The organism is Duncaniella sp. C9 (assembly GCF_004803935.1).
Lineage (GTDB): Bacteria > Bacteroidota > Bacteroidia > Bacteroidales > Muribaculaceae > Duncaniella > Duncaniella muris.
Window position 1 is genome coordinate 2,115,117 of the sequence record NZ_CP039547.1, and the last position, 15,216, is coordinate 2,130,332.

Genomic DNA, 15,216 nt, shown 5'->3' on the forward strand with positions numbered 1-15,216 from the left:
TCACCATGAATTTTTAGGGTGCCGACGCGGTATCGACACCGGTTTGAATGTCTCTTGTCTCGTGCTTCGCTGTAGAAACCATATAGCACCTTCGTCTGCGTCCGGCGCGTCATCATGGACACGGGAGCCACGTTCAAGTGCAAGAGTCTGCTCTATGCCTACCTCCATGTCCGGGGTACCCTTGAGAGCTTCGTTGTAGAATACGAATCCACGCTCCCACAGAGGCGAGACCGCCTCGATGCGTTGAATCTTCTCTGGCTTTTTTCGGGTGTCCGGCATGATTGGCAGCTGATAGCCGCGAATGTTTCCTTCAGTCGCAAACTCATCGAGGATAATATCCTGCATAAAATTCGCCTCCATATAGAATGTCACTACGACATTCTCCGGCAAACTTTCATAGAGGTTGTATAGCCAACGCACCATCCCGGAAACGGTATCCTGTCGGACGTATGTGTCGATAAGGTGCAGCTCGGTTCCTATCTTACCCCACAGGCGACACGCCTTGTAGTCATTGGCTGTGGTCGACTTGAAAGACGGGTCGGTGTAGCAGACAAGCATATCGTACTTGTCGAGTTTGGGCATACGCTTGAACCGAATCCATTCATGCCTGAAGATGGTGCCGTCCGTGATGGGGTTGTGCATCATCTCCTTTTCCCATGCCCTGTATCCGACAAAATCCTTATATTCCTGTGCTTCCTCCTTAGTCCATTTTTCAGCCCATACAGGGTTCCCATCGCTGTCAACGGCCTTTATCTCGGACACATGAACACCTTTGGAAGCGGCAATATTGGCAAGCACAGAGTTTTTGGAGATAAGGTTGCCGACCATGATAAAACGACCACGGCCAACGTCGAGCGCACCGAACAGAGCCTCCTTCACCCAATCGGTCAAATCTTTTATACGCTTTTCATTCCGGCATATCTCGTCATCGTCCAAGTCATCGATGACAATATAGTCCGGGCGAGCCTCGCGGTCACGGAGACCACGGGGAGACTGTCCACGGCCAACAGCGAGGAACTTGGCACCGCCCTTGGTCTTGAATTCCCCCTCAAGCCAAGAACCGAGGTTTTTTTGCTCGCCGAAGTCAGCGATCAATTTCTGATTGAATTCAAGTTCGGCCTGTAAATCGCCGAGCAGACGTATTGCGTTGTCCTCGGACTTGCCGACGGTTATCATAAAATTGATGAGTCTCTTCGGTTGGAAAATAAGCCAAAGAGGAATGAACACACCGATATGGGTTGACTTGGCATGACCTCTCGGCCATTTGAACACAGCCTTGAGGTTGGGGGTATTCCTTATCTTCAGAGCGGCCTTCGTGTGGAATGGAGCGTTGTGTATCGTCTTGATGATCTCGCCGGTTGTCTTGTCGCGCAATGTAAGGAAATGGGCGAAGTAATACTCGCAGAACTCGTCATAGTTCGAGAGCAGCCGCTTTATGCGCCTGTCGCGTTCAACCGGGGTCTCTTTGGCGATAGCCATAGACACAGCCGTCAGCGTCTGAACCTCCCGGCAATGTTCCTGCCACCGTTCAAACGCCTCCTTCTGCTCTTTTGTCCATTTAGTCGCCATAGCAAACGAGAGTTCCCTTGTTAAAAGATTCTATGAGGAACCCGTCCTGCAACCTGTTTACAGTCTTGATAAGCTCAAGTGTGATCTCTGGGTCTGTCTTAGCACGGAATTCAAGATATTTCGAGAAGGCGGTGAATACTTCTATTGCCGCCACGACGTTAGCCTGTGACTTGTCAAGTTTATCAATGGCGGCTGTCAGTTTGGACAGCTTGTCTCCGAGACTGTCGATAAGGTTGAGGTCGCCGGAGGCGTTCACTTTGTCAAGAAGGGTGTTTGTGGCAAGCAGCAGCTTCTTGATCAGTTCCGGGCGTGATATTGTTTTTGCCGCACGGGTTTCCTTCCATCCGTCGGCGGTACACCATTTCGATATAGTTACCCTCGATACGCCGACCATGTCCGCGATCTCGGTCTGCTCCTTCCCGGACATATACAAGGTACGGGCAAGGTCTTTTTTTCTTTCGAGTTCTGCTTTTGTCATGTTGATAATGATTTTGCGCGGTTACATTTCGGCAAGCATGATGGTGTCGAGCCGAAAAACTATGCAAATTTGGAGAGTTCACGCCTAAGAGCAAAAAAAGTGTGCAACGGTTTCATACAAGTGTGCAACCGTTGCACACTTTCTTGTCGGGCAGAGGATTACGTCGTAATATTGCACCGAATTTCAAACGCAACGACCGCAATGGGAAAAAGAGTAAGAATGACTGATGACAGTCTCAACAGCCACGGAAGCCGGGTATTGACAGCCGGGTGTGACACCGCACAATATGAGCGGAACCCTGTGCTGCTGTACATGCACGAGCGCGGCAAGGTCATCGGTTACATGAAGGACATCGAGGTCAAGAATGGCGAGATCAGCGGCGAGCCGGTCTTCGACTGCGCGACTGAATTGTCCAAGCAGTGTAAAAAACAATGGGAGGTAGGTTCTCTCCGAATGGTCAGCATCGGAATCGATGTCCTTGAGCTTAGTGAAAAGCCGGAACATCTCGTTGCCGGGCAGACTGCGCCGACCATTACGAAGAGCAAGATCTTCGAGACCTCCATAGTTGACATCGGAGCCAATGACAATGCCATAGTCATGCGCCACAACGGAAAGCAGATAACGCTGGGCAGGGACAGCGAAAATCCCCTGCCTATGCTCAGTAATAAACCTCAAACAACAAAACAACAAATGGAACTCAAGACCATCGCCCTCAAACTGGGTTTGCCGGAAACGGCTGACGAGACCGCCGTGCTTGCAAAAATCGGCGAGCTGAACCTTACTGCCGCAGAAGTGGAGCAGCTCAAAAAAGACAAGGATGCGCTGACTCTCTCGCAGGTTACTTCTGCCGTCGAGACCGCCATCAAGGAAAACCGTCTCACACCCGATAAGAAGGAACATTTCATCAACCTTGGCAAGACAATCGGCATCGACAGTCTCAAGGCGACCCTCGACGCAATGACCCCGGCGGCAAAGCTCAGTAAAACCATCACTCCGTCTAACGGTAGCACACCCCCTGCCGGTCAGAAGACCTACAACAAGTTCCGCGAGGTTCCCGAAGATGAACTCCGCAAAATGCGCAGCGAGAATCCGACAGAATATCGCCGTCTCTTCAAAGCCGAATATGGCTACGATTGCAACATCTAACCAAAAATATCAACAATGATGAAAACAGCATCCAAAACCATCTGCGCTCTGCTTTTCAATATGCTCATGGGCGCAATCATCGCAACGCTTCTCGGCGTTCCCCCTCTCGTCGGTATGCTCTTCATGGTGGCCATAGGCATCACCATGAGCTTCGCGCCGGTCCCCAAAGGCGCACTCCGTGCCGGAGTCTATACCGAGGTATGGACAGGCGAGCTTGTGAAAGGACTCCGCGAGTTCCTAACAGGCTCATGGCTCGACGGTGTTCCTGACCAATCGTCTATCGTCAACAACGATGTCATCCACCTTGTAGAAGTGGGTGTTGACCCCGATGTCCTCATCAATAACACGACCTATCCGATTCCGCTTCAGGCACTCGAAGATAAGGATATCGCCATCTCGCTCGACAAATTCCAGACAAAGGTCACTCCCGTCACCGACGATGAACTGTATGCCATTTCGTATGACAAGATGTCCCGTGTCAAGGAAAGCCATGCCAACGCCCTCAGCGATGCTAAATTCGCAAAAGCGGCACACGCACTGTGCGCACAGGAGAATACAGACAAGACACCCGTCCTTAAGACTACCGGCGCAGCAGACCCCACAACAGGCCGACATCGTCTTACCCTTAACGACCTAATCAGTCTGAAAGAGGCTCTCGACAACCTCAAGGTGCCGGCCTCGAATCGTCGTCTTGTCCTTTGCCCCGACCATGTAAACGACCTGCTGCGTTCCGAGCAGACATTCCGTGAGCAGTTCAATATCAACCGCAATACCGGCACTGTCGGCAATCTGTATGGCTTTGACATCTATACTTACGGAGACAACCCTGTCTATACAACCGCCGGTAAGAAAAAGGCAGTCCAAGCAGCTGCAAGTGCAGGTGAATTCCAGTGTTCATTTGCCTTCTATGTTCCCCGTGTGTTCAAGGCTACCGGCTCCACAAAGATGTATTACAGCGAGGCTTCGACCGACCCCGAATACCAGCGTAATAAAATCAACTTCCGCCATTACTTCATCGCAATGCCTAAGAAGGCTGATGCCGGTGCTGTAATGATGAGTGGCTATACCGCTCCGACTACAGGTGGCGGTACACAGACTGAAGGTAAGTAACGCATGGCAAGACTCAAGTATCTTGTAATTCACTGCACCGCCACCCCGGAGGGTCGTGATGTGTCCGCCGCAGACATACGGCGTATGCATTGCTCCCCGGTGAGTGCCGGTGGCAGGGGATGGAAGCAGGTAGGCTACACAGACCTGTTCCGGCTCGACGGCACAGTCGAGCGTCTTGTGAATAATAACGAGGATGCCAATGTCGATCCGTGGGAAGTTACCAACGGAGCCAAGGGCTACAACTCCATCAGCCGACACATCGTGTATGCAGGTGGCTGTGACGAGTCTATGAATCCGAAGGATACCCGGACAGCGGCTCAGAAAAAAGCAATGGCCGCTTACGTCCTCAATTTCCACCGCCGGTTCCCCGATGTCAAGATCATAGGACACCGCGACCTGTCGCCCGACCTTAACGGCAATGGCATCATCGAACCCTTCGAGTTTATGAAAGCGTGTCCGAGCTTTGAAGTTTCGGAGTGGCTTAAATCTATCGGCATCAACCAATAATCAACAAATCCGAGTGGCTATGACATTCAGTGAAATTCTTAACATACTTCTTGGCGGTGGCTTCCTTGCCTTAATGGTGGGTGTCATTACGCTCAAGGCGACAGTCCGAAAGGCCAACGCCGATGCCGAGAGAGCAAAGGCCGATGCCGAAAGTGTGCGCATCACCAACACTGAGAACGCCACCCGGATTCTTGTAGAAAACATCGTCAAACCTTTAAAAGAGGAACTCAATGCAACCAGAGAAGACCTACAGGCAACGAAAAAGGAGATGGCCTCTACCAAGAGAGAGATGGCGCGTCTCCGCAAGGCTGTCGAAGCTGCTTCCGGCTGTCCTCATTCCGATGGCTGTCCTGTGCTGCGTAAGTTGCGCGACAACCAAAAAGACACAGACGGAACAGATTCAGGCAGTGCAGACGGTAGAGAAGCACGATACCATAACAGTGATAAGGCAGATACACAAGGAGACGGTGCCGATGAGTCAGGCTCGGATAACCGTATCCGTGGACAGCCTCCTTAAACTCCCGGCAGGAGCGTCGTACCATAAGCGCAGCGGTCAAGCCGGAGCCGAGGTCTCCTTAAGAGGCGACACAATCTTCGTCACCGCGACCTGCGACAGTCTTCAGCGCGAAGTGGAATATTACGAGGAGCAATACCAAGCCACCCTCGAAGCTCTCGACAACCTCAAGGAGAGCGTTCAAACGGAGCGCGAACACCGTTCAAATCCAATTAAAATCGCATTGGCGGCATTTATTGCCGGACTGTTTGTCGGCGTACTCTCAACAATAATCATCTTATCAAAATCCCGATATGGAAAAAAATAAAAACTTCCTGTATGGCATCGGCTCGCTTGCTTTCGATGACTTTACGATGGGCTACATCGAAAAAGGCTCATTCGATTTCGGAGGCACCAAGCCGGAATCCGTCGATGTGGAGGCCGAGCAGGTTCCCGATGCGCCGGTTCTGACCCTGCTTCAGAAAAATGGTCAGATTGCCCCGACCTTCAACCTCATTCAGCTCAACTACGAGAATATCGCGGCTGTGCTCGGTGGCAAACTTATCGGCACCAAACCGAACTACACCGGCTGGGAGGCTCCTTCCGACCTCGTTCAAAAGTCCGGCAAGTGGACAATCAATCTCGTTTCCGGCCAAGTGATCACCATTCCCAACGGCACCATTCTCGCAAGCCTTGCCGGTAAGCTCACACTTACCGAAGTCGCAAAGCTCGAATGTCAGCTCAAGGTCAACAAACCGACCGATGGCTCTGCGCCATATTCCATCAAAGACGCTCCGGCTTCGGCAGGTTAGTAACGTATGAAGGACAAGACCATCAGAATGATCCAACAGGAGGCAGCGGAGGCACTCTTAAACGTGGGTGTCTCCCTCCCCCTGAAGGAGTTCCGGCTACCGTTCAGAAAACGACCGATAGTCTTTAGGGTGACGATGCGCCGCCCCTGCATGTCCGGCCAAATCGAAATTGCCCGGACTTATTTGTCAATGGGGGTCAAAAGCTCCGATATGGAGAAATTCTCCAAGGAAGAGCAGATGGAGTTCCTCGCCAAACATGGAGGCAAGATCTGTAGGATGATCGCCCTGACTCTTGGCCGAACAGTCTATGTGAAGCCGTTGACATGGTTCGTGCGCCATTTTGTCCGCTATGAATATCAGATAGCGGCTGTGAGGGAATTCGTCCGTCTCATGGGAACCGACCCTTTTATACCTATTATCAGATCAGCCGAGAAGACAAATCCGATGCGGCTGAGACTGAGCCAAAAAAAGAAGGGGAGTTAACGACTCACTACGAGAATTCCCATAGCCCCTTCGGATTCCTGTGGCAAGTGGCTACCGCCACGGGATGGACGATTGACTACATACTCCACAAGGTCAATTATCAGACACTCATCATGATGTTGAGCGATGCGCCCCGGTATATCGAGAAACGAACCTCAAAGCCGGAGGCCGGAGGTTCGGCAGAGGATGAAGCCAACGAAGTAGCAGGATTTTTCAGAAGCAATCTCTTACAATGAAACCGGTCGAAATAGAATTCTTGATGAAAGACGGACTGACTCCCGGCTTGAAAAACGCCGGGAGGATAGTCCGTCAGTTCTCCGATGACGCAGCAGCCGAGTTAAAGGAAGTGTCAGAGTCTCTCAAATTGCAGAGGCAGCACGTCTCGCGCCTTGAAAAGACTCTCAAGGAATTGGAGAAGGCATCCAAGAGTGCTGCGCCCGGTGCTGAGTGGAGCAAAGCCAAAGCTCGTATCGAGGAAGTCAGGAAGGAACTCGAAGACGAGAAAGCCGGACTTGCCGAGCTTGTCGATATGGAGAATCAGCTCAAGGCTGCGTCGGAGGGAGCGGATGTCTCCCTCCGGCAGCAGCTCCGCAATCTCACTCAAGAGATAGCCACACTCATGGTCGCGTATGCCCAACTCAGCGATGAAGAGCGTGCCACAGCCGAGGGAAAGGCTCTGCAACGTCATATCGAGGAGCTGACCGAACAGGCCGGTGTCTTGAGAGACGCGATGGGCGATACCACTGCGGCCATTAACAACGCAGCTTCCGACACACGAGGCTTCGATCAGTTGACGGGAGCCCTTCAGCTTGCCATCGACAGTTTCGGCTTGGCGACCGCCGGAGCCGAGATGTTCGGAGTCAGCCAAGAGGATTTGGTGGAGGCTCAGACAAAATTACAGGCAGCTCTTGTAGCGAGCAACGCACTCAGTTCCATTCAGAATAACTTGCAGAGGCAGTCTGCACTCATGCAGGGCATCGGAATTATTCAGACCAAGGCTGCTACTACTGCCGAAACGATAAAGACTGCCGCGCAGGGTCGCGGGGTTATTGTCACTAAGGCCGCTACAATCGCACAGGCGGCGTTTAATGCGGTTGCCAAGGCGAATCCTTATGTCTTGCTTGCTATGGCCTGTGTGACGGTCGTAGGGGCTTTGTATGCCTTTGCCAAGGGTAGTAAGGCAGCTCAGAAAGCAGAGGAAGAGCGTCAGGAACAAATGGAGAAAGCGCGTGAGGAGCAGGAGGAATTTGCCCGGACGGTAGCCACTGCTGCCGGAGAGCAGATTGCGTCTTTCCTCAAATTGAAACGTGCATGGGAGAACCTTGGAGACAGTTTCGATAAAAAGAAGAAGTTTATAACAGATACCAAGGAGGAATGGCGCAAGCTCGGTAAAGAGATAGACAACGTCAACGATATGGAGAAGATATTCCGTCAGCATACGAAAGATATGATGACGGCGATCATTCTCCGCGCAGAACTGAAAGCCTATGAGACCCGTATTCAGAATGTCGCAGACCAGATGGTCGAGAACATTGAAAAGAATAAAACATATAAATATGTTCCGGCGACTACCGAAACAAGATTCGTAGATCTGACTGAGGCCGAGAAAGCGGCCATCTCCGATCGGGACAGTGCCGGAAACTTTGTAACAGGCGGTCGTGGGGAACGAAATCTCCGAATGGTAAAAGGAGCCTCTTCATATTGGGCTCTTACTGACGAGGGTGCGCGTATTGTCACTCAGATGCGCAGGGATGCCGGTAATGCTTCGGCTTTGGCCGCTCAGAACAATGCCCGGACAAATGCCGAAAGGACTATTCAGGAATATATCGGTGAAATGAATCGACTGGCCGATCAACTTGATGCTACTATGGCAAATATTCCCGGTACAAATGTTGATCCGGATGGTGGTAAGCCGGACAAACCCGATAAGCCGGACAAACCCGACAAAGATGATCGTGTCGAGCAGGAACGTCGTGTCGCAGAGGAACTGCGCAAACTGCGATGGAAAAATCAGCAAGAGGAAATCGACCAACTTGAGGATGGTGCAGAGAAGCGTCGCCGTCAGATTGCCCTTGACTATGAAAAGCAGATGTCCGAAATACAGGATCAAGAGGATAAGTGGCGAGAGATGCAGAACGGCACGTTGTCGCCGGAGCAAACCGAGGCTATTGCCGAGGCTCGCCGTCTCGCCAACCAAGGTATGCAGAATGCCATTCGTGAGGTCGAGAATGACGAAGTTGCAAAGAACCGGGAAAAGCTCAATGAGCTGCTTGAGCAGTATAAGGACTATGATCAACGCCGCAGGGATATAGAATCATCCTATAAAGCCGATATGGAAACCCTCAATGCTGAACTCGCCCGGCTTGAATCGGAGGGATTGGACACCACCGAAATCAAGTCGGCAATATCAGCCCGCGAACAGGCTTACCGTTCCTCTATTTCATCGCTTGAGGGAGAAATATTGCAGGCAAGCGATTTCTATGACAAACTGTTCGGCACGGTATCCGACCGAGGATATAAAGTCCTCAAGGATTTCTATGCACAGGCAAAGGAGACTCTTGAGAATGCAAAGGTTGACGGCGACGGTGTCGAAATAACCATCCCGGTAAAGGATGCCGACGGCAAGTTTGTAAAGAAGGCGGTCAAAATAACAGTCGATGAGTACCGGCGAATGCTCAAGCAGGTGCAGGAAATCAAGAAGCAGCTTGAAAAGAATAATCCTTTTGCCGCTTTCAGGACTTCATGGTCTGAACTTAACAAAGCCATCAAAGAGGGAGGTGATGTGTCCGGCGCACTCAAAGACCTCAATGCAAAGGGGAAGGAAGTGACAAGTACCATACGGGGCTGGGGAGAATCCCTCGGCTCAGTGTTTGGTGATAACTTCAAGAACTCGATGAATGAGATTCTGACCTTCTGCGACGGAGCAATGGATATGGGTACCGGCATCGCGCAGATATGGTCGGGAGATGGAAAACCCAGGCTCGGATGACCCCTTAGACCAAGGTTGAATTGACCCCTGAAAATATTTTGAATTGACCCCTGAAAACGTTCTGGCCGACGGGGTCAATTTTATTTTGTCTTATCGGCTTTTTATAGCTTTAAGCTTACGGACGCTTTCGCCGGTAAGCGTGATTCGATGAGCAGTGTGGACAATGCGATCGAGTATTGCATCTGCCACTGTGGAGTCACCGATTGCTTCGTACCAGTCCAGTTCGGGGAGCTGTGATGTCACGATGATTGATTTGCGACCATGGCGGTCTTCGATGATTTCCGTAAGGTGTGCGCGTTCCTTGGCGTCGAGAGGCACCAGGAAGAGATCGTCGAGGATCAGGAGCTGCGTTTTTTCGAGTTTCTTGAGCTCCGTTTCGATTGTTCCTTTGTTTTTGGCGATTTTCAGGGTCCCCATCAGTTTGGATGCGTTCGCGTACAGTACGCGCATACCGGCCTTGCATGCCTCGTATCCCAGTGCTGTTGCCAGATAGCTTTTGCCCGTACCAGAACAGCCTGTGATGAACAGGTTTTCACCTTTACGGATAAAGTCCAGCGATGCGAGACGCTCCATCTGATTACGATCCAGGCCACGCGGAAGGTTATAGTCAATCTGCGCCACCGACGCGTCATCGTATCTGAAGTTTGCGTTTTTCACCAGGCGCTCAATATTGCGTGCGGCCCTGTAGTCCCATTCTCTGGATAACAGCCAGTTCAGAAAGCTGTCAGGTGTCATTGTCTCGGCGAATGTGGCCTGAAGACTTTCGGAAAACGCTGCCGACATGCCGTGTAAGCGCATACGGTGCATCAGATCCAGAGAGATGGAGTTGCGGTCTTTCTCCGCTGTTATTGGCGTGGTTTTATTGTTCGTTTCCATGTTGTTCGTTGTTGTTGGCTGATAGTTTTATGCTCGCGGCAAAATATTCTTTACCGCGTATGTTCCGGTGGGATGGTGTCTGACGGTCATTGCCGTCAGCATCAGCCCCCGGCAAATAATCTGCATCGGCTCCGGACTCAAGTATGTCCACCATGTCGCTGACACTGTAAAGGCGTGCGTCCATTGCCGCGGCGCATCCTGACACAAGCCGTTTCAGTCCATACTTTTTCTCAAGTTTCATGATGCCACGGCAGACTCTGAAGGCAAGTTCCGGATAACGCCTGTCCTCGATGACAGCACGCAGATAGTGCAATACGATGTTGTCGATCTGTGCAGCGCGTGAAAGCAGTTCCGCAATGTCGCTCTCGCAGCTCCCCTTGCGTCCGGGCAGATTGTGTGACGGTTTCGTTGTATATTCATACGGAGTATCGTTGCGGTGATGCGTCGCCACATGGGTAAAGCCATGAAAGATGTCGATCGTGTCAGTGTCGTAGACCAGTTCCACACGTTTGCCTACATATTGCACAGGCACACTGTAGTGATGCTTGTGCAGAGTTACGTAGCTGTTACGCTGTACTGTCGCGACAGCCCGCTGTTTCATCTGATAGCGGTTCGCAGGCAATGGCCGGAGATTGTCCCGCTCCACAGCCTCAAAGAGCTGACGGCGTGATTCCTTTCGACGCGTCAGATTACGCGCGTTGAACTTCTCCAGAGACCTGAGGATTGCTTCGTTAAGCGACTCCAGATTATGGAAAATCTGACCTTCAAGGTCTACGTACACAGACCGATACATCAGTTTTACTGCATTTTCCACCAGGGCCTTGTCCTTTGGATGCCGCACACGGGCAGGCACCACGGCGCAGCCGTAATGCTCGGCAAAGGATTCGAAGTCAGGATTTATGACCGGCTCGTCGCGGCCACTGCGCGTGACTGCAGATTTCAGGTTGTCAGGCACAATCGCACATGGTGCGCCGCCGTAGAAACGGATGGCGTTTTCGCAGGCCTTTATCAGATCTTCCTTCTTCTGCGTCCACACTGCCTCGCAATATGTGTAGTGGCTACATGGAAGTATCGCCACAAACACCTCGACCTTTCGTATCCCGGCTGTTGCCTCATCGACTATTTCCAATCTGTCTCCGGCAAAATCGATATACATCTGGTCTCCGGCGCGGTGCTTCACATGCCCGATGGCGTTGGTCTGCAGCATGAACTGCCTGAGTTTCATCCCGAAAGATGCCTTCAGATAGCCATCGGGATGGCCGGTATGATACTCTTCATACAACTTCTTGACCGTCATGCCCTTTCGAGAAAGTCGCGCCGCATAATCGGGCAATAGGGCTTCAAGCCAGACCTGCCGCTCCGACGGTTTACGTTCCTTTGCCCCTGGTATGGCAAATAGTTCCTGTAGCCGCGCATCACTCAGCGACGGCAGCTTCTCAGCGGGTATACCGCTGTCCTGATACATTCTCACATAGCGGCGCACCGTGTTCCGGGATATGTCAAAGGCACTACTGATGCCTTTTATGCCCATCCCTGATGCGTGACATAGGAGAATATTCTTTTATCTTGTGTTCATGTTTTCTTTGAATTATATCCCCCGTCGGCCAAAACGGAATTCAAAGATACATATAAAATCCCCTGCTGACATTACGTCGACAGGGGTCATTTTTATATTGGGCAAAAGGGTCAGTGATATTTTGGCTTAAGGGGTCAATTCAACCTGGTCTAAGGGGTCATCCGAGCCTGGGTTTTCCATCGGAGAGAGAAGCTTGGAGAAGATTATATAAATTCATTGTGAGGTCTGAATTTAAGATTTTACGCCGAAACAATACATTGCCACATCTCCGGCGCTTTCGAGCGGTGACAACGGTCTGTAATGACATAGAGGATGCTGTCAGCTTGTTTCATTAAAGCCAACAATTGTTGCTGCCAACCAATAGAGGTAAGCAAAAGGCGTAGTTCTCCCATGCCGCTTGTGTTCGCAAAAGCCAACAGCAGTAGCGGTCCACCTTTTTGAGGGCAGAATACGCTTTGTGTTCGGTTGCAAATCTTTGCAATCGGAACCTTTCTTCTAATGTTACATTGAGGTCACCTTACCCTGTGCTATCCTATTATATAATTATGCGCCAGATGCTTGGAACCTACTACATATCTCCTCTACTTAACGCCGCCACTAAATCCAAAAAAATCCGGCGTGTTTTGGCAATATACAGTAATGTCCGTCAGTACATTATGACGCGCACAGAGCGTCAGTATTTTCAATTCTCAGTAGCCGCTGACTGAGGAATAAGCCCGTTAAGCATCGCTTCCTTACGGCGAGTTGTTTAGGGCTGGCGGTACAGGCCGCCACCTTACGGCTTCTCATAAGTTCATAGTACATCGGGTGCCTTTTCACCCGACTAAGATAATTACGTGTCGCAACGACAATTAGGCATAGCAACGTCAAAGAGCATCATTCCTAATCCGGGCAATATGGTTGAACGTGTCGGACGGATGCTTCTGCCTCGTAGCGTTACATAAAGATACGAAAAAAATCTCATATCTCCAAAAGAGCACAATCTATAAAGTGGTAATCCTGTATCTCAGCCATCGCTATAAATTGGAGTATAGCCATAGCTTCCATAAGTGCAACATCAAACAACAACAGCCGGCATCAGCGTAAAGTCGGGTCTTTGCCCGCACGCCGATTATAATCGCGTTAGTAAAGTTTCCGGTTACGATGTCTGGCACACACTCTTAGGATTGTGCGTTGGTGTTCGACCCGTTTAGGTCGAATATGTTTGACGCCCACTCTTGGGTCTTGTCTTTTGGTGTGTCTTATACATGACGGTCACGGCATGGTACAGTGTCAGCCCCGCTATTGTCGTGTGAAAACACACCGCAACTACTAAAACCATATAGCCGCCTGTATGGTTCGGGCGAGAGTGAATGAAGTCTTATTAAAAAATGCAAAATCAACTACTGCGCTTGAATGATGATGAATGACGATGAATTTTGAAAGAGATTTTCGGTTTCTGTTGTGCAATTGTTGTGCAAAAATGGCAAAAGAAAATCGCAACCGATTGTTATTTAATCAGTTGCGATTTTGAAGTGTTGCCTTGGAAGGGCAACTTTTGTGATATTTCGTGAAACTTCGATTTTGTAAATATGCCAATATTAAATGGTTATACATTTTAACAATTTCATAAAGTCGCAAAAAGCATCATAATGTCGCTTTGATTTGTATCAACTTTGTATCAACTTTTGAACTATATCATATACCTTTGCCGTTATTAGATAAACACTTATCGAATATGGCTAAATCAGCATATACTAAATTCGTACTGCGAACCACCAAGAAAACCGGCGTTGCGCCTCTTTATACCCGTCGCGTTGGCTTCAACTCCAATCTTATGCTCCACTCTCGAATTGAAGTTGACATCAAGACTTGGAATGACGCCATTTCCACTCCCGGACGGTGGAATACATTTCGTGCCGGTCCAGGGAAGGAACTCTGCGACAAGCTTGATGAAATGTCGGCTCTGATTGATACTATAATCAACGACCCTAAAGGTTCAAGAACGAAACTTGATAAGGCGATAGATGAATTCGCCCATAAAGAGCAACGCGAGTTTCAGGAGGCACAACGGAAAGCACAGGAAGAAGCACAAGAGCGTAAGAAAGCTCAACGTGAGGCTGAACAGCGGCGCAAAAAAGAAGAACTTGAAGCGATGCTCCGACAGCGTGAAGAATCCTTCATTGTGGCTCTTGATGTCTTTATTGATGCTGCCCCGGCTCGAACATGGCACGGCAAACCAATTGGACTGAAAACGATACAGCACTACAAGCATCTTCGCCGCTATATCCGCGACTTTATGAAGAAGAAGCATATCACCGATATTCGGTTTGACGAACTCAATAAGTCGTTTTATTCCGATTATCTATCCTTTGCCTATGGAGAGGGATTAAAGCTAAATACTATCGGCGACCATATCAAGGTAATCAAGACCGTTATCCGCGACCAACCGATGCGCATACAATGTATGGCAGAAGATTTCCTTAGATGTGAAAAGCTGAAAGAGGAGTCGGAAAGTATCGCTCTGCTCGAAAGTGAGATTGATCTGATAGCAAAACAAGAGTTGCCAACCGAACACCTCAGAACCGTGCGCAATCAGTTCATATTGATGTGCTGGACAGGAGCCAGACACTCCGACCTCGAACAACTCAATTACAACTCCATTCATGTAACAGAGGATGGAGAACGATATATCCAATATAAAGCAAAAAAGACCGATAAGGTATCGGTGGTAAAGATTTTGCCCGAAACTCAAGCAATCCTCGACTTATACGATGACGGAAAGGCGATGCCACGTGTAATCAGCAACCAGAAGTTCAACGATGCGCTGAAAGAAATAATGAAAGCTGTATATGAGGCAAATCCGGAAAGTACATTAGCCGGATATGTTACCAAGGCATATACCGCCGACGTAGGCAATGGCAGAGCCGGACGCAAAACCGACATATACCAGCGATGGCAGATGGTGAGCTGCCACACCGGGCGCCGCTCATTCGCCACTAATATGCGACTACGAGGTAATGACCGAGATGTAATCTGTGCAGCCACGGGCCACACCACCGAAGCATCACTCAGCCGCTACATCAAGGAAGACCGTCTTACTCGTGCCTCACGTCTAAAGTAGAACTATGCAAAAGAATAATTTTTCTTTTCACCAGCCCTATCTATATGTTGGTTTGGTTTAAGTCGGGTATATAT

The 15,216-nt window shown here is 50.0% G+C and carries 14 protein-coding genes; 10 read left to right on the forward strand and 4 right to left on the reverse strand.

The window, feature by feature from the left end; all coding sequences use genetic code 11:
* Entirely contained in the window at positions 1-1,569 is a 1,569-nt protein-coding gene (locus tag E7745_RS08730) for a hypothetical protein (RefSeq protein ID WP_136408662.1), read from the reverse strand.
* Positions 1,559-2,047, reverse strand: coding sequence for a DUF1804 family protein (locus tag E7745_RS08735; RefSeq protein ID WP_136408663.1), 489 nt, complete (start codon positions 2,045-2,047; stop codon positions 1,559-1,561). The genes E7745_RS08730 and E7745_RS08735 overlap by 11 nt, the downstream gene beginning before the upstream one ends.
* Positions 2,048-2,248: 201 nt before the next feature.
* On the opposite strand from E7745_RS08735, the gene E7745_RS08740 reads away from it, so the two are divergent.
* From E7745_RS08740 to E7745_RS08780, 9 genes are all read left to right on the forward strand, one after another.
* A complete protein-coding gene (locus tag E7745_RS08740) occupies positions 2,249-3,193 on the forward strand; it encodes a phage protease (protein ID WP_136408664.1) in 945 nt (314 codons plus the stop codon).
* Between the two features lie 114 nt (positions 3,194-3,307).
* A complete protein-coding gene (locus E7745_RS08745) occupies positions 3,308-4,303 on the forward strand; it encodes a hypothetical protein (RefSeq protein WP_370291906.1) in 996 nt (331 codons plus the stop codon).
* A 3-nt stretch (positions 4,304-4,306) separates the two neighbouring features.
* Entirely contained in the window at positions 4,307-4,810 is a 504-nt protein-coding gene (locus E7745_RS08750; protein WP_136408666.1) for an N-acetylmuramoyl-L-alanine amidase, read from the forward strand.
* A 19-nt stretch (positions 4,811-4,829) separates the two neighbouring features.
* Positions 4,830-5,327: a hypothetical protein gene (locus E7745_RS08755; protein WP_136408667.1), complete on the forward strand. Its 498-nt coding sequence runs from the start codon at positions 4,830-4,832 to the stop codon at positions 5,325-5,327.
* Entirely contained in the window at positions 5,311-5,631 is a 321-nt protein-coding gene (locus E7745_RS08760; RefSeq protein ID WP_136408668.1) for a hypothetical protein, read from the forward strand. The genes E7745_RS08755 and E7745_RS08760 overlap by 17 nt, the downstream gene beginning before the upstream one ends.
* Entirely contained in the window at positions 5,618-6,115 is a 498-nt protein-coding gene (locus tag E7745_RS08765) for a hypothetical protein (RefSeq protein ID WP_136408669.1), read from the forward strand. Before E7745_RS08760 ends, E7745_RS08765 begins: the two co-directional genes overlap by 14 nt.
* 6 nt (positions 6,116-6,121) lie before the next feature.
* The gene (locus tag E7745_RS08770; protein WP_136408670.1) at positions 6,122-6,598 is read left to right on the forward strand and encodes a hypothetical protein; all 477 of its coding nucleotides are present in this window, start codon (positions 6,122-6,124) and stop codon (positions 6,596-6,598) included.
* A gap of 38 nt (positions 6,599-6,636) precedes the next feature.
* Entirely contained in the window at positions 6,637-6,834 is a 198-nt protein-coding gene (locus tag E7745_RS08775; RefSeq protein ID WP_136408671.1) for a hypothetical protein, read from the forward strand.
* On the forward strand, positions 6,831-9,587 hold the full coding sequence (locus E7745_RS08780) for a hypothetical protein (protein WP_136408672.1): 2,757 nt from the start codon (positions 6,831-6,833) through the stop codon (positions 9,585-9,587). The genes E7745_RS08775 and E7745_RS08780 overlap by 4 nt, the downstream gene beginning before the upstream one ends.
* A 90-nt stretch (positions 9,588-9,677) precedes the next feature.
* On the opposite strand, the gene istB is transcribed toward E7745_RS08780, so the two are convergent.
* Both istB and istA read right to left on the reverse strand, forming a co-directional pair.
* Entirely contained in the window at positions 9,678-10,463 is a 786-nt protein-coding gene (gene istB, locus E7745_RS08785) for an IS21-like element helper ATPase IstB (RefSeq protein WP_107031685.1), read from the reverse strand.
* Positions 10,447-12,018, reverse strand: a complete 1,572-nt coding sequence (istA, locus tag E7745_RS08790; RefSeq protein ID WP_255575990.1) for an IS21 family transposase — start codon at positions 12,016-12,018, stop codon at positions 10,447-10,449. The genes istB and istA overlap by 17 nt, the downstream gene beginning before the upstream one ends.
* Before the next feature lie 1,738 nt (positions 12,019-13,756).
* On the opposite strand from istA, the gene E7745_RS08795 reads away from it, so the two are divergent.
* Positions 13,757-15,142, forward strand: coding sequence for a phage integrase SAM-like domain-containing protein (locus tag E7745_RS08795; RefSeq protein ID WP_123615073.1), 1,386 nt, complete (start codon positions 13,757-13,759; stop codon positions 15,140-15,142).
* Positions 15,143-15,216 lie beyond the last annotated feature (74 nt).